Annotated in this window: 19 protein-coding genes; 11 read left to right on the forward strand and 8 right to left on the reverse strand. The window is 66.1% G+C overall.

Going from position 1 to position 20,682, the window contains the following annotated elements:
- Nucleotides 1-390: 390 nt before the first annotated feature.
- Nucleotides 391-2,610 carry a S9 family peptidase gene (locus AC07YR_RS18735; RefSeq protein ID WP_494734843.1) on the forward strand — a complete coding sequence of 740 codons (2,220 nt, stop codon included), beginning with the start codon at nt 391-393 and terminating at the stop codon, nt 2,608-2,610.
- Nucleotides 2,611-2,698: 88 nt separating this feature from the next.
- Here the strand turns inward: AC07YR_RS18735 and AC07YR_RS18740 are convergent, their stop codons facing one another.
- A complete protein-coding gene (locus AC07YR_RS18740; RefSeq protein ID WP_436058443.1) occupies nt 2,699-3,154 on the reverse strand; it encodes an SRPBCC family protein in 456 nt (151 codons plus the stop codon).
- 219 nt (nt 3,155-3,373) lie between these two features.
- Nucleotides 3,374-4,099, reverse strand: a complete 726-nt coding sequence (locus tag AC07YR_RS18745; RefSeq protein WP_494734844.1) for a hypothetical protein — start codon at nt 4,097-4,099, stop codon at nt 3,374-3,376.
- Between the two features lie 314 nt (nt 4,100-4,413).
- Here AC07YR_RS18745 and AC07YR_RS18750 point away from each other — a divergent pair, with 314 nt between their 5' ends.
- Complete coding sequence (locus tag AC07YR_RS18750) at nt 4,414-5,016, forward strand: dihydrofolate reductase family protein (protein WP_494734845.1); 603 nt, start codon at nt 4,414-4,416, stop codon at nt 5,014-5,016.
- Between the two features lie 18 nt (nt 5,017-5,034).
- Here AC07YR_RS18750 and AC07YR_RS18755 read toward each other — a convergent pair whose 3' ends face one another.
- On the reverse strand, nt 5,035-5,598 hold the full coding sequence (locus tag AC07YR_RS18755; protein WP_055804625.1) for a GNAT family N-acetyltransferase: 564 nt from the start codon (nt 5,596-5,598) through the stop codon (nt 5,035-5,037).
- An 89-nt stretch (nt 5,599-5,687) separates the two neighbouring features.
- Here AC07YR_RS18755 and AC07YR_RS18760 point away from each other — a divergent pair, with 89 nt between their 5' ends.
- Entirely contained in the window at nt 5,688-6,626 is a 939-nt protein-coding gene (locus AC07YR_RS18760; RefSeq protein WP_494734860.1) for a helix-turn-helix transcriptional regulator, read from the forward strand.
- On the forward strand, nt 6,623-7,510 hold the full coding sequence (locus AC07YR_RS18765) for an SDR family oxidoreductase (RefSeq protein ID WP_494734846.1): 888 nt from the start codon (nt 6,623-6,625) through the stop codon (nt 7,508-7,510). Before AC07YR_RS18760 ends, AC07YR_RS18765 begins: the two co-directional genes overlap by 4 nt.
- A gap of 52 nt (nt 7,511-7,562) precedes the next feature.
- Here AC07YR_RS18765 and AC07YR_RS18770 read toward each other — a convergent pair whose 3' ends face one another.
- The gene (locus AC07YR_RS18770; protein WP_494734847.1) at nt 7,563-8,723 is read right to left on the reverse strand and encodes an acetate kinase; all 1,161 of its coding nucleotides are present in this window, start codon (nt 8,721-8,723) and stop codon (nt 7,563-7,565) included.
- Between the two features lie 123 nt (nt 8,724-8,846).
- On the opposite strand from AC07YR_RS18770, the gene AC07YR_RS18775 reads away from it, so the two are divergent.
- The gene (locus tag AC07YR_RS18775; RefSeq protein WP_494734848.1) at nt 8,847-9,125 is read left to right on the forward strand and encodes a hypothetical protein; all 279 of its coding nucleotides are present in this window, start codon (nt 8,847-8,849) and stop codon (nt 9,123-9,125) included.
- Between the two features lie 30 nt (nt 9,126-9,155).
- Here AC07YR_RS18775 and pta read toward each other — a convergent pair whose 3' ends face one another.
- Entirely contained in the window at nt 9,156-11,267 is a 2,112-nt protein-coding gene (pta, locus tag AC07YR_RS18780; RefSeq protein ID WP_494734849.1) for a phosphate acetyltransferase, read from the reverse strand.
- Between the two features lie 54 nt (nt 11,268-11,321).
- Complete coding sequence (locus AC07YR_RS18785; RefSeq protein WP_494734850.1) at nt 11,322-12,272, reverse strand: helix-turn-helix transcriptional regulator; 951 nt, start codon at nt 12,270-12,272, stop codon at nt 11,322-11,324.
- 133 nt (nt 12,273-12,405) lie between these two features.
- Here AC07YR_RS18785 and AC07YR_RS18790 point away from each other — a divergent pair, with 133 nt between their 5' ends.
- A complete protein-coding gene (locus tag AC07YR_RS18790) occupies nt 12,406-13,689 on the forward strand; it encodes a multidrug effflux MFS transporter (protein ID WP_494734851.1) in 1,284 nt (427 codons plus the stop codon).
- Here the strand turns inward: AC07YR_RS18790 and AC07YR_RS18795 are convergent.
- A complete protein-coding gene (locus AC07YR_RS18795) occupies nt 13,664-14,317 on the reverse strand; it encodes a PAS and ANTAR domain-containing protein (protein ID WP_494734852.1) in 654 nt (217 codons plus the stop codon). The two genes, AC07YR_RS18790 and AC07YR_RS18795, sit on opposite strands and share 26 nt — an antisense overlap.
- A 317-nt stretch (nt 14,318-14,634) precedes the next feature.
- On the opposite strand from AC07YR_RS18795, the gene AC07YR_RS18800 reads away from it, so the two are divergent.
- The 5 genes from AC07YR_RS18800 (at nt 14,635) to AC07YR_RS18820 (ending at nt 19,974) form a co-directional block, all read left to right on the forward strand.
- Nucleotides 14,635-15,165, forward strand: coding sequence for a hotdog fold thioesterase (locus AC07YR_RS18800; RefSeq protein WP_494734853.1), 531 nt, complete (start codon nt 14,635-14,637; stop codon nt 15,163-15,165).
- A gap of 15 nt (nt 15,166-15,180) precedes the next feature.
- Nucleotides 15,181-16,515: a phenylacetate--CoA ligase PaaK gene (gene paaK / locus AC07YR_RS18805; protein WP_494734854.1), complete on the forward strand. Its 1,335-nt coding sequence runs from the start codon at nt 15,181-15,183 to the stop codon at nt 16,513-16,515.
- A 226-nt stretch (nt 16,516-16,741) separates the two neighbouring features.
- Complete coding sequence (locus AC07YR_RS18810; RefSeq protein ID WP_494734855.1) at nt 16,742-18,094, forward strand: MFS transporter; 1,353 nt, start codon at nt 16,742-16,744, stop codon at nt 18,092-18,094.
- A gap of 340 nt (nt 18,095-18,434) precedes the next feature.
- Nucleotides 18,435-19,040, forward strand: coding sequence for a TetR/AcrR family transcriptional regulator (locus AC07YR_RS18815; protein WP_494734856.1), 606 nt, complete (start codon nt 18,435-18,437; stop codon nt 19,038-19,040).
- An 82-nt stretch (nt 19,041-19,122) separates the two neighbouring features.
- Nucleotides 19,123-19,974 carry a DUF427 domain-containing protein gene (locus AC07YR_RS18820; protein WP_494734857.1) on the forward strand — a complete coding sequence of 284 codons (852 nt, stop codon included), beginning with the start codon at nt 19,123-19,125 and terminating at the stop codon, nt 19,972-19,974.
- Between the two features lie 113 nt (nt 19,975-20,087).
- Here the strand turns inward: AC07YR_RS18820 and AC07YR_RS18825 are convergent, their stop codons facing one another.
- Nucleotides 20,088-20,501 (reverse strand): VOC family protein, encoded by a 414-nt coding sequence (locus AC07YR_RS18825; protein WP_055804662.1) that lies wholly within the window; start codon nt 20,499-20,501, stop codon nt 20,088-20,090.
- Nucleotides 20,502-20,682 lie beyond the last annotated feature (181 nt).

Here is a 20,682-nt window from a genome sequence, read left to right on the forward strand (position 1 = left end):
GTTCTTTTGTGGAGCTCTCGCAACGGTGGCGGAAGTAACGCGGGACAATGTCAGCGCGCAGGCTAATCCACGTGAGCTAAGGGCCGGCGGTGCCTGGGGAAGCCTCGGTCTCAGAAGGCTTATCACCGCCGGCCCAGCTCAACGTGATCCGGAACGTTGTCCGGGCCAAGCATCGGACTGGCGGGAGTTCCCAGGGGGACCAGGTCCTCCGCCGACCGACTCCTACAGACTATTTACCGCCAACATCCTGTGCGTGAGTGGCCACTACTTGTCTTTAAGTTGCAGAAGTGACACGGTGTGCAGGGCGCTACGCACGAAGAAAGCGGACCACTCTATCCCCCGGTAGCGAACGCGGGTGCCCGGAGCGGAATAGCTTTATATATTGAGTCAATGACCCAGACTCCAGTGCAGCACCCTGCCGACCACACTCCTGCGTCCGCCGCCCCCGTTGCCCGGAAGATCCCGAAGGAACGGACCCACCACGGCGACACCTTCGTGGACAACTACGAATGGCTGCGGGCCAAGGACTCCGAGGACGTGGTGGAGCACCTCAAGGCCGAAAACGCCTACCAGGAAAGCGTCACCGCCCATCAGGAACCGCTCCGGGAAGCGATCTTCCAGGAAATCAAGGGACGCACGCAGGAGACAGACTTGTCTGTCCCGAACCGCAAGGACGGCTGGTGGTACTACACCCGCTCCGTGGAGGGCAAGGAGTACGGCATCCAGTGCCGGGTCAAGGCCCGGAACACCGGGGACCCGGTGGCCGACTGGACGCCCCCGGCGGTGGAGGCCGGCGTCGAACTTCCCGGCGAAGAAGTCCTGCTGGACTGCAACGTGGAAGCCGAAGGCAAGCCGTTCTTCGCGGTGGGCGGCACCGCCGTGACCGTGGACGGCAACCTCTACGCCTACGCCGTGGACAACGCCGGCGACGAACGCTTCACGCTGCGCTTCAAGGACCTGCGCACCGGCGAAATGCTGCCGGACGTCATCGAGAACATCTTCTACGGCGTCTCCTTCTCCCCCGACGGCACGCGCCTGTTCTACACCGTGGTGGACGACGCCTGGCGCCCCTACCAGGTGAAGTCCCACGTGCTGGGCACGCCGGTCACCGACGATGAGGTGATTTACCAGGAGGACGACGTCGCCATGTGGCTGGGCTTCGACCTCTCCTCCGACAGGCGTCACCTCGTGCTGAGCATCGGCTGCTCCGAGTACAGCGAGACGCGGCTGCTCCGCTTTGACGATTACGACGCCGGACTCAGCACCGTGATTTCCCGCGACGAACGCGTCCTCTACGAGGCCGAGCCGTTCCTGCTGGATGGTGCCGAACGGATTCTGGTGACGCACAACCGGAACGCCATCAACTCCATGGTGTCGCTGGTGGACCCGGCCGAGCTCGCCAAGCCGCTGGCCGAGCAGGAGTGGACCACCGTCGTCGAACATTCCGACCAGGTGCGCGTCAACGGCGCGGGCGTCACGTCCACGCACGTGATTGTGTCCGTCCGCAAGGACACCATTGAGCGCGTGCAGGTACTGGCGCTCGCCGGTCTGGGCACGCCCGCGCAGGGCGATCCGGTGGAACCGGCGTTCGACGAGGAGCTGTACACCGCAGGTGTGGCGGGCTCCGACTACGAGGCGCCGGTGATCCGGATGGGCTACACGTCCTACTTCACGCCGTCGCGCGTGTACGACTTCGTGCTGCCCACCGCTTCCCAGCCCGCGGGCGAGCTGCTGCTGCGCAAGGAGAGCCCGGTGCTGGGCGGCTACTCGCCGTCGGACTACGTGGCCACCCGGGAATGGGCGACGGCGGCCGACGGCACCCGCGTTCCCCTGTCGGTGCTGCGGCACGCCTCGGTTTCCCGCGATTCTTCCGCGGCCGGGCTGGTGTACGGGTACGGCTCCTACGAACTGAGCATGGACCCGGGCTTCGGCATCCCGCGGCTGTCGCTGCTGGACCGCGGGATTGTGTTCGTGATCGCGCACATCCGCGGCGGCGGCGAGCTGGGCCGGCACTGGTACGAGGACGGCAAGAAGCTCCACAAGAAGAACACGTTCACGGACTTCATCGCGGCCACGGACTGGCTGGCAGGTTCCGGATGGGTCGCGCCTGACCGCATTGCCGCGATGGGCGGCTCCGCGGGCGGCCTGCTGATGGGCGCCGTGGCCAACCTGGCACCGGAAAAGTACGCCGCGATCGTGGCCGCCGTGCCGTTCGTGGATGCGCTGACCACCATCCTCGATCCGGAGCTGCCGCTCTCCGCCCTCGAGTGGGAGGAATGGGGCAACCCGATTATGGACCCTGACGTGTACGCGTACATGAAGTCCTACACGCCGTACGAGAACGTTGGTGCCCTGCCCTATCCGAAGATCGCCGCAGTGACCTCGTTCAACGACACGCGCGTCCTGTACGTGGAGCCGGCCAAGTGGGTGCAGGCCCTGCGTGCGGTTTCCACCGGGTCTGAGCCGATCGTCATGAAGATCGAGATGGACGGCGGCCACGGCGGGGCCTCCGGCCGGTATGTCCAGTGGCGCGAGCGGGCCTGGGACTACGCCTTCGTGGCCGACTCCGTGGGCGCCGTAGAGCTGCTGCCGGGGGCCGGGCTGAAGTAGGGTTCAACTCCCCATCGATTGCTCCGTAACGGCCGTTCTGAGCCCCCAAAACGGCAGTTACGGAGCAATCGATGGGGTATGTGGCGGGCTATCCGCCGTCGTGGTGTTCTGCCAATAAGTCCGCGAGGGTCTCGAGGTTCGCGCGGACCGTTCGGGTATGGGCCTTCTGCACGAACGGGTCGGCCAGTTTGCCGAAGACCCCGCCGAGCCCGGTGCCTGCATCGATGCGGTGGGTGAGGCGGGTCCCGTCGCCCTCGGACTCAAGGGTGTCTGTGATGGTGAAGTCGAACTTGCCTTCAACGGAACGGATCACCGTCTTGTTGGGCGGATCGAAATGGGTGTTTTCGCTGACCCAGTCGAAGTGCCGGCCCAATACCTTGCTGCTGCCTTTGGTCCGCGTGCCCACCCCAACGGGACCGTCGCCTACCTGTTCTGCCTGGACAACGGATGAATCCCAGACGGGGATGTTCTCGCTCTTGATCAGGAACTCGAAGACCTCCTGGGGCGGGCGGGCTATGAAGACACTTTCTTCGATCACGGGCATGGCGGGTACTCCTCGGACACGCCTGCTGACGGCACGGCTCGGCCGCCAGGTAGGTTTAGCGCCAGTGTGGTCCGGCCCTGGCTGTGGTGTCAACGCTGCTGCGACCCGGCGGAGGGGCCCGTAGAACCCGACGATAATCCGATGGTTGAGCCTGTCGAGACCCGGGTCCCGACAGGCTCCATCACCGGTGGTTGGCTCGAACTATGCGGTGACCTCGAACTATGCGGTGACTGGACCCGTCGGTGCCGCGGCGCTGGCGGCAGGTCCGCGGCGGCCGCTGGGCCACATTTGCACAGCCATGACGAACGCCCAGGCGGCCATGAGCACCAGAGCCACCAACCGGGGCGCCGAATCGAACAGGCCAACATAGGAAACCATCAGGCCGTGGATGATCCATGCGATTCCCGAAGCGGCGGCCAGCCATCCCGGCCAGCGGGCGAACGCGTAGCCGTACGCGATAGCCAGCCCATAGAAAATCAGCGCGAGTCCGAGCAGGATGTTGGAATAGCTCTGCAGCGCGTACTCAGTCCATCTCAACCCCATGGCGGCCGAGAGCGCTGACGACTCCTGATCGGCGGGAGCCACCGCCCAGGCATCCACCGCCCATTTGAGCGCCACACCATCCACCGCCTGGAGCATGGTGATGGCCGCCGCGGTCAGCACCACCGCGACCAGGCCGAACCGCGCCAGCGGTTTTGGCCCCTCCTTCTTGGCGGTCATGGCAAAGTACAGGGCCACGAGCCCGCCGAAGAACATCAGGGCGGCTAGCCACTGCGTGAAGTGGATGGCAATCCAGCCATCGGTCTGCGCGTACTCCCTAAAGACTGCAGTGTGGTTCATGGGGTCTTCCCTGGACGGGTGCACCGCCGTCGCGGCCACCAGCAGGATGACGCCGAGGGGAAGCGCAATCGCACCGATCCTCCCCCAGAATGCTCTTGGTTCCACGTCCGTTTCCATCGCCTTCTCCTCTCCAAGCCGGCTGCTTCCCAACGGTGCCCGTGATCCCCTGCGGGAGGCATGGCCAGGCTTTCCATTGCTTCAATGTGGCTGGAGCGGGCGAGATTAACTTCGCCCGTAGCAACAGATTAGGAGCATGAGGCTAGAAGAGGTAGGCCTTCTCGAAGAGCGCATCCTGGCCGCTTCAGAACACTGGGGGCCATAAACACTGCCACCGCATCTGCAGCCTGCGTACCGTGGTGGATGTGGACGAAAAGATGCAGTTCGTGACGGAGAGGTAACACACGATGAGACTGACGCTGATGCAGTTCTTAACCTTGGACGGCGTGTCGCAGGGTCCCGGCTCCCCGGATGAGGACACAAGCGACGGCTTCACCCAAGGAGGGTGGTTTGTCCCGCACTTGGATGAGGAGTTCGTGCAACAGGCTGTGGACTGGCTGGGCCAGGCGGACGCTTTGCTATTCGGCCGCCTCACCTACGACAACTTTTCGCGCGACTGGCCCCAGATCACGGACCCCGATGATCCGTTCTCCGAAAAGATGAACGGCCTCCCGAAGTACGTGGCCTCCCAGAGCTTGAAGCAGGCCACTTGGGCACCGACGACCATCCTCTCCGGGGACGTCGCCGCACAGGTCGCCGAGTTGAAGCGGCAGCCCGGACGGGAGCTGCAGATCCACGGGAGTTCCAGGCTGGCGCAGTCCCTGCTGGCCGCCGGGCTGATTGACGATGTGAGGCTGGTGATCGCCCCGGTGGTGGTGGGGAACGGGCGGCGGCTGTTTCCGGTGGGTGGCGCCCCGGCGGGCCTGCGTCTGGTCAGCAGCAGTACGACGCCGGGCGGACTCGCCATTCTTGTCTATGAGTCGGCAGGGCTTCCGGAGTACGGGACGTACGGGGCCGGCGCCTAGTTCCAGGCAGCTGGCGCGTCAGCTGCCCGCTTTCCGTGCTGTCCATTCGTCGCGCAGCATGGCGTAGACAACTTCCGTGGCCCACACGCCCTTGTACCGCCACTTGTCCACGTGCTTGCCCTCCAAGCGCATGCCCAGCCGCTCGCAGATCGAGGCCGACGCCGTGTTCAGCGCGTCCAGTTTGGCGTCGATCCGGTGGAAGTCCAGGCCCTCGAACCCTAGCTTCAGCATCGCCTCCGCAGCTTCGGTGGCGTAGCCCTTGCCGCGCGCTCCCGGGGCCAGGCTCCAGCCCACTTCCGCCTGGCCGAGGCCCGGCAGCCATTTCAGCACCACTTCGCCGATCAAGCCCGGCGAATCCGCGGCCTCAATGGCCAGCGCCACCCAGTCGCCCTCCTTCTTAAATACAAAGTTGGCGTAGTTGCCCACACGTTCCATGCACTGGGTGTAGCTCTTGGCTTCGCCCGGCAGGAACCGCGCGGTTGCGGGCAGCGAGTGGTAGGCGTAGAAGGCGTCGAGGTCGGCGGCCTCGAAACGGCGGAGGACCAGGCGGTCGGTGCGGATGGGCAGTCTGATGTCCGGCATGGTTTGAGCGTACCCTCCGCCGCTTCAGCACACTGGGGGTGTCCGATAGACACTGCCACCGGATCTGCGGCCTGCGTACCGTGGTGGATGTGGACAGAAAAGACGAAATCCGTGAGTTCCTGATGTCGCGTCGCGCGAAGATCAGCCCGGAGCAGGCCGGCATCCCGAACTACGGGGAGCTGCGGCGGGTGCCGGGCCTGCGCCGTGAGGAAGTGGCGCAGCTCGCCGGGGTAAGCACGGACTACTACACGCGGCTGGAACGCGGCAGTATCCGCGGCGTCTCTGACTCGGTGCTTGAGGCCGTGGCCTCCGCTCTTCAACTGGACGACGCCGAGCGGACTCACCTGATGGATCTGGCGCGGACTGCCAACTCTCCCTCGCGGGTGGAGTCGCGCAAGGCACCCCGCCGGCCGCCGCAGCAGCGGGTCCGTCCCGGCGTGCTGCGCCTGCTGGACGGTATGACCGGAGTGGTGGCCATGGTGCAGAACGGCCGGTCCGACGTGCTGGCAGCCAACCTGCTGGGCCGCGCGCTGTACTCGGAGGTGTTCGACTCCCCCGCATCATCCGGTCCGGACACTCCCGGCCGGCTGCCGAACCAGGCGCGCTACCTCTTCCTCGATCCGCGCGCGGCTGACCTGTACCCAGATTGGCGGGCGATCGCGGCCACCACAGTCGCGATGCTGCGGCTGGAAACGGGGCGGAACCCCCACGACCGGGCGCTGAATGAGCTGGTCGGTGAGCTGACCACCCGCAGCGGACTGTTTGCCGCGTTGTGGGCAGGGCACGACGTGCGGATCCACACCACCGGAACCAAGCGCTTCCACCACCCGGTGGCCGGGGAACTGTCCCTGCAGTTCGAAACGCTGCACCTCCCCGGCGACGAGGGACAGACCCTGTTCACCTTCACCGCGGAGCCGGGCTCCGCCTCCGAAAACGCGCTGGCATTCCTCGCCAGCTGGGCGGCACCGCCCGCCGACACAACCACCAAACCCGAAACATCCACACGGAAAGACAGCACAACACAATGACTGAACAGCACGACACCATCACCGCGAACACCCCCGCCGGGAACACCATCACCGGGAAAAAGGTCTGGTTCATCACCGGAGCCGGTCGCGGCATGGGCACCGACATCGCAAAAGCGGCCCTCGCCGCAGGCCACGCCGTGGTCGCCACCGGCCGCAACCCCGAAAAGGTCACACAGGCGGTCGGCGAAAACGAGCACCTGCTGGCCGTCAAGCTCGACGTCACCGACCCCGCCGACGCCGTGGCCGCAATCCAGGCAGCCGTGGACCACTTCGGCCGGATCGACGTCCTTGTGAACAACGCCGGCAACTTCTACGCCGGGTTCTTCGAGGAAATCACCCCGAAGGACTTCCGGGCACAGATCGAAACCACCATGTTCGGGCCCATGAACGTCACCCGCGCGGCCCTGCCGGTGATGCGGGCGCAGCGCTCGGGCCTGGTGGTCACCATCTCGTCGACGGCAGGCATCGCGGGCGGGGAGTTCCTGTCCGCATACGCTGCCTCGAAGTTCGGCGTCGAGGGCTGGGCGGAGTCCCTGGCGCCCGAGGTGGCGCCGTTCGGCATCCGCACCATGATCGTGGAACCCGGGTTCTTCCGCACCGAACTGCTCACCCCGGAATCGACAAGCTACGCCGAATCCACCATTGGGGATTACGCCGAGCGCACCGAACAGACCGTGGCCGCGTGGAAGGGCATGAACGGGCTGCAGGGCGGCGATCCGGCCAAGCTCGCCGACGCCCTGATCGAACTGGCCGAACAGGATGAACCGCCGCTGCGCTTCGCGGCGGGAGCCGACGCCGTCGGCGTGTTCGAGGCCCGGGCCAAGGCTCTCCAGGACCAGGCCGACGCCCACCGCGAACTGTCCAGCAACCTCGCCCACGCGTAGGAAGTGTGAGAGGGTCCCGGGAAAGGCGACCAGAAGTGAGAGAGCGTCCCGGTCAGGAAGCGGAATGCACGACGGCGGCGGTCGCCTCCGCGATGGCGCGCTCCTCGTCGGTGGGAACCACCAGGACGGGGATCAGCGACTCTGGCGTGGAAATCACGCGGGGTTCCTTGGACCGCTCACTGTTCAGCCCGGCGTCGAGCTCTATGCCCAGCGCCCCCAGCTTGTCCCCCACCAGCGTGCGGAACTGGTGTGAGTTCTCGCCGATGCCGGCGGTGAACACCAGCGCCTTCGCCCCGCCGACGGCCACGTGGTAGCCGCCGATGTACTTGGCCAGCCGGTAGGACGCGACGGCGAGCGCCGTGGCCGCGCGGGCATCGCCGGCTTCGGAGGCCTCCACCACGGAACGCATGTCGTTGTTTCCTGCGAGGCCCTTCAGCCCGGATTCGCGGTTGAGCAGGGAGTCGATGTCCTCCGTGGACCAGCCGGCCCGGCCCAGGAACACCAGGATGGACGGGTCCAGGTCGCCCGAGCGCGTGCCCATCACCAGGCCCTCCAGCGGGGTGAAGCCCATGGAGGTGTCCACGGACTTGCCGCCGCGGATGGCCGTGACGGAGGCGCCGTTCCCCAGGTGGGCGATCACGCCGTCGAACTCTTCCACCGGAAGGTCCAGCAGCGCCGCCGCCTGGTGCGAGACGTACTCGTGCGAGGTGCCGTGGAAGCCGTAGCGGCGGATTCCGTGGTTGGTGTACAGCGAGTCCGGCACCGCGTAGCGCCACGCGTGCTCGGGCAGGGTGCGGTGGAAGGCGGTGTCGAACACGGCAACCTGCGGCATGTCCGGCCATTTCTTGGCGATGGCGCGGATGCCCAGGACGTTGGCCGGGTTGTGGAGCGGAGCCAGCGGGTTGAGCCGCTCGATGGCGCGGGTGATCTCGTTGTCGATCAGCACCGGCTCGCCGAACCGCTCACCGCCGTGCACCACGCGGTGGCCGACGGCGTCCAGCTTCCGGTCCCCCAGCACCTCGTGGATGGCGGCGTCCACCTGCTCCAGCGCCTCGGCATGGTCCCGCGGGCCCTCGATCTCGCCGTCGCCTTCACCGCCGTTGCCCATGCCGATCTTTTCGATCAGCCCCTCGGTCAGGACGCTGTGGGATGCCACGTCCCGCACCTGGTACTTGAGCGAAGACGAACCGGAGTTGATGACGAGGACGAGCACTGGGCCTCCTAAGCCGTAGCTGCTGCGGTGGTCGGTGGAGGTTCGATCGTAGCGCCATTGCGTCAGCCGCGGCGGGCGCTTAGAGTCGGCGGACCAATGGGACAACGCACGGAGGGCTTTTCCATGACTGACAGCACCACCCAGCCGGACAGCACCACACCGGAGAGCGCGGGACCTGCGGGCACCGCGCCGGACACCGGGTCAAAAAAGAAGGATCCCACCGGCATTGAGGGCGCGAACCCGGCCCTGGACGATACAGGGAACGTCAAGGCCGCCGAGGTGGGCGAGTCCCCCGAGCCGCCCGAGAACGTGGAGGACCTGGACCTCACTCCCGCCGGCTTGGCCGATGAGCCGGCCAAGCAGGAAGGCCCGGACAGCCCGGCGGAACCGGAGAACAGCTGACCGGAGAACAGCTGACCGGACAACAGCTAGCTACGCGTGCGCGGCCGCGGCGGCCGGTTCGGCGGCCGGTTCCACTGACTGCGCCTGCACGGCCGTGATGGCCACCGTGTTCACGATGTCCTCCACTGTGCAGCCGCGGGAGAGGTCGTTCACCGGCTTGCGGAGCCCCTGCAGGACGGGCCCGACGGCGACCGCCCCCGAGGACTGCTGCACCGCCTTGTAGGTGTTGTTGCCGGTGTTGAGGTCCGGGAAGATGAACACGGTGGCCTGCCCTGCGACGGACGAGCCCGGCATCTTGGACTGCGCGATCGCGGCGTCCACGGCGGCGTCGTACTGGATGGGGCCTTCGACGGCGAGGTCCGGGCGGCGCGCCTTCACTACTTCGGTGGCCTGCCGGACTTTGTCCACCGCCTCGCCGGTCCCCGATCCGCCGGTGGAGTAGGACAGCATGGCCACGCGCGGTTCCACGCCGAACTGCGTGGCGGTCTCGGCTGAGGCCAGCGCGATGTCCGCGAGCTGTTCGGCGTTCGGGTCCGGGTTGACGGCACAGTCGCCGTACACCAGCACCCGGTCCGGCATCAGCATCAGGAAAACCGAGGAGACGATCTTCACGCCGTCGCGGGTCTTCACGAACTCGAGCGCCGGGCGGATGGTGTGGGCGGTGGTGTGCGCGGCGCCGGACACCATGCCGTCCACCACGCCCAGCTGGACCATCATGGTGCCGAAGTAGCTGCCGTCCAGCATGACCTCCAGTGCCCGGGCCAGGTCCACGCCCTTGTGCGCACGCAGCTCCGCGTATTTCTCGGCAAACTGCTGGCGCAGCTCGGAGGTGGCGGGATCCACGATCTTCATGCCCGACAGGTCGATGCCCTGCGTGGAAGCCAGTTCGCGGACGTCCGACTCGTTGCCCAGGATGGTGAGGTCGCAGACGTCCCGCCGGTGCAGGATTTCCGCGGCGCGCAGGATCCGCACGTCGTTCCCCTCGGGCAGCACGATGTGCCGGCGCTGCAGCCGGGCCCGTTCGATCAGGTCATGCAGGAACCGCAGCGGCGTCATCCGCTCCAGCCGCGGCAGGTGCAGGCGCTCCACCAGCTCGGCCTCGTCCACCCGTTTGGCCCACAGCCCGACGGCGGACGCCACCTTACGCCGGTGCCCGGACCAGATTTCGCTGCGGACCTCGGACACCCGCTTGGCGGTGGTGTAGGTATCGTCCGGGCTGGCGAACACGGGGAACGGCGCCTGAGCCAGCAGTGAGTAGATGTTGGGGTCCGGGGCCAGGCCGCCGGTGAGGATCAGCGCAGACGGCACCGGGAATTCGGGCGAGAACGACGACGCCAGGCACGCGACCATCACGTCCGCACGGTCACCCGGGACGATCACCAGGGCGCCGTCGTCGAGCACGTGCAAAAAGTTGGCCACACTCATGGCCGCCACTTTGATGGAGTGGACGTCGCGTTCCATGTCCTGCCGCCCGGCCACCTGGCGGATCCCCAGGGCAGTGGCCACCTCGCCGGTGGTGGGCCGGGCAATGTCCTCCAGCTCCGGGAAAACGTACACCGGACGGCCGGACGCACCGGGCTTCACGGCCGCGACGATCCCGTCCACGTCCTCCGGGTCCGCACGGTTCACCATGATTGCCAGCAGGCTGCAGCGTTCCGCCGCCAGTTCCTTGCGGGCAACCTCGACGGCGTCAGCCGCCTCCGCGACGGTGCGCCCCTTCGCGCCCACCACGGCCACGATCGAGGCGGCCAGGTTGTTGGCGAGGCGTGCGTTGAGGTCGAATTCGACGGCGGCATCCTGGCCGGTGAGGTCGGTGCCCTCCACGATCACCACATCGCAGTGGCGGGACATGTCGGCGAAGATCTCCACGCAGCGGGCGTCAATCTCCGCCCGGTTTCCTTCGGCCAGGAGGGCGCGGACCTCGGCGAACGTCAGGCCGCCGCGGCAGCGGTCGTCGTCGAGGTCGAACCGGGCTTTCATCAGGGCCACCATGGGGTCCGAGGCGGCGTCGGCGCCGTGGACCACGGGTTTGAAGAAGCCGATGCGGTCCGCGTGCCGGTGCAGCGTGTCCGCAAGCCCCAGCGCTATCAGCGACTTACCGGATCCCGGTGTGGTCGCGCTGACGTAAATCCCCTTGGCCATGATCCGCCCTTAGGTAGTGACGTGGTGGTGCTCCGTCCCTCCATACTTCCACGGTCAGGACCTCTGGACATCCCTGCTCTGGGGTTGTGGCTCGGAGGCTGTGCGGCCCGGCGCCGCGGGCTGCCCCTGGGCCGGCCCGACGGCGAGCTCCCGGATGTGTTCGGTGGCGGCCCAGCTGGCCAGCAGCCGCAGCCGTTCATCCGACGGCGATCCCGGCACGGCCGGGTAGACGGTCAGCCTGAAACCGGGGTCCTCGGCGAGATCCATGGCTTCGTACGTGAGCTCGAGCTCCCCCACGACCGGGTGGTGGAACATCTTGGTGCCGGCGTAGTGGCGGCGGACGTTGTGGGCTGCCCAGCGGGTGCGGAATTCTTCGCTGCGCGTGGACAGTTCCCCGACGAGGTCCGCCAGGCGTTTGTCGAAGGGATTCTGGCCGCTGTAGGTCCGCAGAAGGGCCACGTTGGTGTTGGCGGCCAGTTCCCAGTTGGGGTAGAAGTCCCGGGCTTTGGGATCAAGGAAGATGAACCGGGAGTGGTTGGCAGGCCGGGCGGGACTGCGGTACATCTCGGAGTACAGGGCATAGCCGAGCTGGTTGGCCGCCACGATGTCCATGTGCTGGTTGCCGATGAAGGCCGGCGCTGCCGTGATGGCGTCCAGCATGAACTGAAGGGGCGGGCGAACGGTCCCGCTCTGGAGGGGCCGCTGCTTGGTCCTGCCGGACGCGTTGGAAGCCCTGGCAAGGTTGTAAAGGTGGTCACGTTCCGCTTCGTCCAGCTTCAGGGCCCTGGCGATGGCGTCGAGGACACTTTCGGATGTGCCGGACAGGTTTCCGCGCTCGAGCTTCGTGTAATAGTCCACACTGACCCCGGCGAGCATGGCGACTTCTTCGCGGCGCAAGCCGGGAACCCGGCGTCGTCCGCCAAAAAGCGTGAGTCCGGCCATTTCCGGAGAGATCTTGGCGCGCCTTGAGGCGAGGAACTCCCTCACCGCCATCCTGTTATCCACTCGTTCACGCTACACCGGGGCGGCGGGTCCTAGGGAGGTACTGCCAGAACCCGGATAGGGAGAGCCGTGGCTAGGAAGGGCGCGGCCGGGTTGAATGGGAAACCAAGCCCATCACCACTGGAACGGAGCCAGCATGACCGCCACCGGCGCCCCTGCACACGCCACTGCACCCGGACCTGCTCCCGCACCCAGACAGGCCGTCGGCCGGCCGCTCGCGGTGGTACTCGGGCTGTTGACAATCTTCGGTCCGATTTCCATGGACCTCTACCTGCCGGTCCTCCCGGCCCTCACCGCGGAGCTCCGCAGCACAACGTCCGTGGCGCAGCTGACCATCACGGCGTGCCTGCTCGGCCTGGCCATCGGGCAGGTGGTGGCCGGGCCCATGTCGGACCGCTTCGGCCGCCGGAAGCCGCTGATCATCGGAGTGATCGCCTATACGGTCACCTCGGTGCTGTGCGCGCTCAGCCCCACGGTCGAAACCCTCATCCTCGCCCGGTTCGTCCAGGGCCTCGCCGGCGCTGTGGGCATTGTTATCGCGCAGGCCGCCGGCCGGGACGTCTACTCGGGCGGGAAGCTGATCCGCTACTACGGCCGCCTCACCGTGCTCGGCGGGCTGGCCGCCATCATCGGCCCCGTGATCGGCGGCCAGCTCGCGGCCGTCACGGACTGGCGCGGAGTGTTCCTTTTCCTCGCCGCAGTAGGTGTGGCCATCCTCGTCGCGTCCCTGCTGATCTTCCGGGAGACCCTCCCGCAGGACCGGCGCATCACCGGCGGCCTTTCCCACACCCTCAATGACTTCCGCCGGCTCCTGGCGGACCGGATGTTCGTCGGCGCCGTCCTGATCACGGGCTTCACCTACTCGGCGATCTTCGCCTACCTGAGCGGGGCAACGTACATCCTCCAGGGCATGTACGGGCTCTCCCCGCAGGGGTACTCGTTCGCCTTCGGACTGAACTCCCTGGGCTTCGTGATCTTCGGGTTCATCTCCGGCCGGCTGGCCGAGCACTGGTCCGAACGGGGAACCCTCGCCATAGGACTGGTCATGGCCCTCGCCGGCGCCCTGGGCCTGCTGGCCACGGCGCTCCTGCATCTGCCGCTGATCGCGATCATCCTGTCCCTGTTCACCATGGTCAGCGGTGTGGCCGTGACCAGCCCGCCGGCCACGTCGCTTGCGCTCAAGGAGTACCCCGACATCGCCGGCACGGCCTCCTCGCTCCTGGGCCTGGCCCGGTTTTCCTTCGGCGGCCTGGCAGCACCCCTGGTAGGCATCGGCGGGGGCAACGATCCGGTGCCTTTCGGCATCGTCGCGGCTGCCGCCGCAGCAGCGGCCGCACTCTGCCTGGGACTGGTCCGCCGCGGTCGAACGGTCAGCGGGGCGGGTGTCAGTTCGGTCAGCGGGGCGGGCGGGCTCGGCTGAGCTGCTGGATGAAGCGCCCCAGCGCGGTGGCCTCCGCAGGGTTGTCAGCAAGTGCCACGAGGCCGCATGCAACACTGGCGAGTTTGATGTTGCTGCTGTTGCTGTAGGCGGTCAGCAGTTGGAAGGCCTCATCCGATCCGATCCCGAGCCGGCCCATGAGGATGCCCTCGGCTTTCGCGATGGTGCTCCGGGTAGCCACTGCGCCGCGGACGGCTTCGCGCGCGGCCAGTTCCGTCTCCCGTTGGATTGTTGACGTCAGGTCCAGCATGACTCCCGAGATCGTCGACACCTTGCCGGCCTCGTCCAGCGCTGCCTCCCCCGCCGTCAGCACTTTGCGCTCGCGGGACGCGGCATCGATCAGGCGATGGTAGATGGCAACATGACCGCCATGTGCGAACAGTTCGTTGCTGACCTCTTGGATGCGCGGCAGGTCATCAGGGTGCTTGTGCGCCATCGTCAGCTCCATTGTTGGAACGACGTCACCGCGGCGGTAGCCGTGGATCCTGTAAACCTCGTCCGACCACGTCATGGCCCGGGATTTGGCATCAAAAACAAACGTCCCGGCCAACAAGTTTGACGCCCCCAAAGCACTCGAGTACGTCCGCGCCTGCCCCAAAATTCCGCTCATGGCGTCCCCTGTCATGGGTCGGCTTCCCCCGCCTCCGATCGTACGCCGATCGCGCCTGATTCCTAAGGTTCAGCCCTCACCGGCGGAAAACTGATATTCCCATTCCAGTTCGGGATCAGCGATTCTTCGCCTTTGTCGGCGGGATGTTCGTGTTCACGTCCTTGACCAGTTCCGAGATGTGGGGCAGCTAGCCGGACCGGGAAGCACCCACAAACACCCTCGCACGACCACCGGAAAAACCAGCGGCTCTTGACAGCATGCCCCAAAATGGGATTACCTAATGAACATTCGGTAAATAAAGCTGGAGGCAATGACGCATGGCTGAAGCAACGCTCTCCGGGGCCACCCACCCCATCCTTGAAAACGACTATGCCTCTGAATGGATGGGCATCGAAGTCCTCAAAGTGGACGACGGTCACGCCACCATCCGCATGACCCTCCGGCAGGAAATGCTCAACGGCTTCGGCATGGCCCACGGCGGAATGATCTTCGCCTTCGGCGATACCGCATTTGCCCTGGCCTGCAACCCGGCGGGCCCGCCTGCCGGCACGGCGGGAGCCGACGGCGACACAATCACCGTGGCGTCCGGCGTCGACATCAATTTCCTCAAGCCGGCCTTCACCGGCCAGGTGATCACCGCCGTCGCCAACCGACGCGCCCATGCCGGCCGCAGCGGACTCTACGACGTCCAGATTTACGCCGCAGACCCCCACACCGCCGCAGGCACCAACACCGCCGCCCCCGCAGGCACGAACGCCGGCACTGCCGACGGCAGCGCTAATGATGAAACCCCGGGCGAGCTCATCGCCGAGTTCCGCGGCCGCAGCCGCACCATCTCCAAGAAATAGAAACAGGGACCCCAGATGACCCTCCACGCCACTGAACCAGCAGCTGCCACCGACGCCGTGCTGGACCGCGAAGAAACGATATCCCGCGACGAGCTGGAGGCATTGCAGCTGAGCCGCCTCCAGCACACGGTCGCCTACGCCTATGACCGCGTTCCACTGTACAAGCGCAAGTTCGACGAGGCCGGCGTCCACCCCACCGACCTCCGCGAACTGGCCGACCTTGGCAAGTTCCCCTTCACCACCAAGGAAGACCTCCGCCTGGAGTACCCCTTCGGCATGTTCGCCGTGCCGCAGCACGAGGTGGCCCGCATCCACGCCAGCTCCGGCACCACCGGCCGCGCCACGGTGGTGGGCTACACCAAGAAGGACCTCGCCGACTGGGCCAAGCTGGTGGCACGTTCCCTCCGCGCTTCCGGCGTCCGGCCTGGCATGAAGGTCCACAACGCCTACGGCTACGGCCTGTTCACCGGCGGCATGGGTGCCCACGCCGGCGCCGAGGCCCTGGGCTGCACGGTCATCCCGATCTCGGGCGGCCAGACCGAACGCCAGATCACCCTGATCCAGGACTTCAAGCCCGACGCGATCCTGGCCACCCCCACCTACCTGCTGACCATCGCCGACGCGATGATGAAGCAGGGCATCGACCCGGCCTCCACCTCACTCAAGTACGCCGTTTTGGGTGCCGAGCCGTGGACCGAGGAAATGCGCCACGAGCTCGAAACCACCATGAACATCAAGGCCTGCGACATCTACGGCCTGTCCGAGGTCATGGGCCCCGGCGTGGCCGGTGAAGCCGTGGAAACCCAGGACGGCAGCCACATCTGGGAGGACCACTTCCGCCCCGAGATCATCGACGCATTCGACCCCACGAAGGTCCTGGGCGACGGCGAACACGGCGAACTGGTGTTCACCTCGCTCACCAAGGAAGCGCTGCCCATCATCCGGTACCGCACCAAGGACCTCACCCGCCTGCTCCCCGGCACCGCCCGCCCCGCGCACCGCCGCATGGGCCGCATCACCGGCCGCAGCGACGACATGATCATCCTGCGGGGCGTGAACCTGTTCCCCTCGCAGATCGAGGAAATCGCGCTGCGCATCCCCGAGCTCAGCCCGCACTTCCAGCTGGAACTCACCCGGCCCGAGGGGCAGCGGATGGACCAGCTCACGGTGAAGATCGAACGCCGGGAATCCGTCTCAGTAGAGGGCGTGGCCTCGGCCGCCAAGGTCCTGCAGCAGCAGATCAAGATCCACGTCGGGTCCTCCTGCACCGTGAACGTCGTCGAGCCCGGGTCGCTGGAGCGCTCAAACGGCAAACTCCGCCGGATCTACGACCTGCGCCCGAAGGCATAGCGCGAACGTACACTTGCGGCCCCACCGGGCAGCAGCCACGAAGGGTCCGGGTCCCCCCGGACCCTTTTGGCGTGCCTGGTATTCCACGCGGGCCGTCCGCAGGTTCGCCATTTTCGGCATATGTTGCCGCAACTTAGGCAATCGGTTGCCAAATGCGGCTTTCAACCCCTAGTCTGGAAAGCGCGCCCACGCAGTGGTGGGTGCTTTCTCCAGAACAGGAACAGCAATGACGCATACTCCCTTGCCTACGGGAACCCCGCCACATGGCGCCCTCCACCCGGTCGCCGTCAATAAGACCGAGCTCCGCCGCGCCGGCTGGGCAGGGTTCATCGGAACCGTTCTGGAAAACTACGACATGGTTGTCTACGGCGTGGGCACCGCCATCATCTTCAACACCCTGTTCTTCCCCAACGTCTCCCCCGCAGTCGGCTTCATCGCCAGCTTCGGCGCGTACGCCGTCGGCTTCATTGCCCGGCCCATGGGCGGACTGTTCTTCTCCCGTTACGGCGACAAAATCGGCCGGAAGTTCGTGCTCGTGGCCACCCTGGCCCTGATGGGCACCGCAACCTTTGCCATGGGCCTGCTGCCCACCTACGAATCCGTGGGCATCCTGGCCCCGATCCTCCTGACCGTGCTGCGGTTCATCCAGGGCTTCGGCGCCGGCGCGGAAATGGCCAGCGCGGTGGTGCTGCTGGCAGAGTTCGCCCCCAAGGGCAGGCGCGGCGCGATGACTTCGCTGGTATGGGCCGGTGCCGCCGTCGGCTCCGTCTTCGGCTCCGGCGCCTGGATCCTGGTGCAGCTGCTGCCGCGCGAAGACCTCGAATCGTGGGGCTGGCGCTTGGTGTTCCTTTCCAGCGCCCTCGTGACCGTGGCCGCATACCTGATCCGCCGCAACATGAAGGAATCACCGGTCTTCGCCGAACTCAAGAAGGAGCACGTCGAGGCAGCCTCGCCGGTCTCGGAGGTGATCAAGAAGGGCCGCCGCCCGCTCCGCCAGGTCTTCCTCATCAACATGGGCACCCACGCCCATTCCTACATTTACCAGGCGTTCCTGGGCACCTTCCTGATCTCCGTGGTCAACATCGACAAGGCACTCATCCCCCAGATGCTGGCCATGGGCGGCCTCTTCGCCATTCCCGCCGCGCTGATCGCCGGACGCGCCACCGACCGCTGGGGCCGCAAACCGGTGAACGTCTTCATCCTCGCCTTCCTCTTCCTGTTCTCCTTCCCCGCGTTCTGGCTCAGCAGCACCGGCAACGTCTGGCTGATCGCCCTCGTCTACGCAGTCGGCTTCACCTTCGCCGTGGAAGGCGGCATCGCGGCACAGTCGGCCATGTACGCCGAGCTGTTCGGCTCCAAGTACCGGTATGCCGGCGTGGCTATTGCCCGCGAGTTTTCGGCCATCTTCGGCGGCGGCATCGCGCCCATCATCTGCTCGGGGCTGCTCGCCTGGGCCACCGGCTCCTACTGGCCCATCGCCGTGTACATGATGGTCATCGTCGGCATCTCGCTGTTCCAGGCGATCAAGGCCCCGGAGACAAAGGACCGCGACCTCACCCTGGAGGAGAACGCCGGCTAGGGCGGCGCCCACCCTTCATAAAGCGCCCGACGTCGGAAGGTCACCGACATGGGGAAGGTCCCCGGCTGCTGCAGCCGGGGACCATCCTTTTACGGGAGGCATTCAGTGCACTACTGCCAATGCGCGACAGCGCTGTGACGTGCCGATGGCTAACCGCCAGCCGGGCAGCCCAACGTGCCTGATCCCGTCCCGATCCTTGAAACTTTTGAGTCAGAACCGGCGCCGTGCCGATAGTTCCTCTACAAGCTTTCTAGCACCGGGGCACGGCGCAGGCAAGGGATTTCTGGTCCATGACACCGATTGCGCCTAATAACCGAACGTTCATGAGAAAATAGCCGGTATGTCCACACCTGATGCACCCACCAAGCGCGGCCGCCCCGGATACGACCAGCAGTCGGTGCTGCAGATCGCAGTCGAGGTCTTCAACCGCCACGGCTACGACGCCACGTCCATGGGCATCCTCGCCGAAAACCTTGGTATTTCCAAGTCGGCCATCTACCATCACGTCCCGTCCAAGGGCGACCTCCTCAAGCTCGCCCTTGAAGAGGCGCTGGGCGGACTGGAGGCCATCCTCGAGCAGCCGCAGGCGCAGACCGGAACGGCCGAGGCCCGGCTGGAGTTCGTGCTCAGGCAGACGATCTCCGTGCTGGTGGAACGGCTTCCGTTCGTCACGCTGCTGCTGCGCCTGCGCGGCAACACGGACATCGAGCGTGACGCCATGGAACGCCGCCGCACCTTCGACCACAAAGTGGCTGCCCTGATCTCCGCCGCCCGCGATGAAGGTTCCCTCCGCGCGGACATCGATCCCCGTACGGTTACGCGCCTCCTGTTCGGCACCATCAACTCGATCGTCGAATGGTACAAGCCCGGCGGCTCGCTCTCCCCCGAAAAGCTGGCCGACGACGTCATCACAATGGCATTCAACGGGCTCCACGCGGCACGCTAAGTCCGTTCTTCCCGCACGTCCGCCGGAGGGCTCTCCGGGGGCACTCATTGACGGCCGGATATGTGGCGCCCACCCTGTAGTCATGGCCACGAAATTATCCGAAGTCCTCTTCGGCACATTCCCCCATTTGCGGTACCAGCCCACTCCCAAACGGGTCCGGGCCATGGTGGACGGGAACGCCGTCGTCGACACTTTGTATGCGCTCCTGGTGTGGGAGCCCAAGCGCGTTACTCCCATCTATGCCGTGCCCGAGGTGGACCTTCAAGCCGAACTCGCGCCACCGAAGCAGCAGCCGGGCCAGATTGCGGAACACGGTTTCAGGCTCGGCCTGGACGGACCGCATGCATTGGATCCGCGCACGGGTTTCGGCCGGCACACAGCGGACGGCGAGGAGTTCGACGTCGTGACTTCCGGGGCGAGACTGCCCCGCGCGGCCTTCCGGCCGGCCGACCCCGACCTCGCCGGCCACGTGGTGCTGGATTTCAACGCCTTCGACTGGCTGGAGGACGACGAGGAGATCATCGGCCACCCCCGTGATCCGTTCCACCGCGTGGACATCCGGGCCTCGTCCCTCACCGTTGAAGTGAGGCTCGACGACGTCACGCTGGCCACCACGAACGCCGCCCAATTGCTCTACGAGACCATGCTGCCGGTGCGCTACTACATCCCGCCCGCGGACGTCCTGCTGGACATCATGGAGCCCAGCCCCAAGAAGACGGTGTGTCCGTACAAGGGGACGGCGAGCTACTGGACCTATCCGCACTCCGAAACCGGGCGGAACATCGCGTGGATGTACGACCAGCGGTTCCGCGATGCCGCCCAAATCCACGGGCTGGTGAGTTTCTTCAACGAACGGGTGGACGTGACGGTGGACGGCGTCAGGCAGGAGCGGCCGGTTACACCGTGGTCCGCGACGCCGCCGGAATCGCCGTGAGGCCGAGTGGTCCTTGATCACCCTGAAGCAGGCAAAAAGATAGGGCGTCCCGCTGAGCCGGGACGCCGGTCCTCTTCGCCCTGGCCGGCTTGGTCACCGGCAGGGCCACCGGGCTAGAGCTGGTACTCCGCCTGCTGAATGCCGAGGGTTTCGTGAACGCAGAGAATATTGTTCTCGGTGTCCATGAACCATGCGCACTTTTCGGAATCGGTAGTACAAATGTGGTGTTCGCCAGTCTTCAGATCAGGGCGATCGTAATCCTGGAACCGGACGCCGCGGGCTTCCATTTCATCAACGGTCCGCTCGATGTCCCTGACCTCAAAGCTCAGCGTAGTGTGCTCGGAGTGCCTGCCATCCTTCACCGGCATCAGCTGCAGCATGGGGCCGTCGCCGCTGCCAAACAATTCGCTTCCGTCATCTGCCACGCCGCGATGAGGCAGTCCGAGTGTTTCCGCGTAAAAACGACGGGCGCGCTCTTTGTCATCCACGGGCAGGACGGTTGTGGCTGTGTTCAATACTAGGGTCATTTCGCCACCTCCTACGCAAAAAATTCTACGCCGGAGCAGGGCGGAAAGATCTTACGAAACCCTCTCTCACATCCTGCCGCCCAACCCCCGACGCTCCCTCACCGGTGAACTGGTCCCCGGAGGTTGGACTGGTTAAATGAGATCCTAAGCCGCGAGGGCCTGGGCACGGTATTGCGCCGGG

It is taken from the genome of Arthrobacter sp. GW460-12-1-14-TSB2, assembly GCF_059423525.1.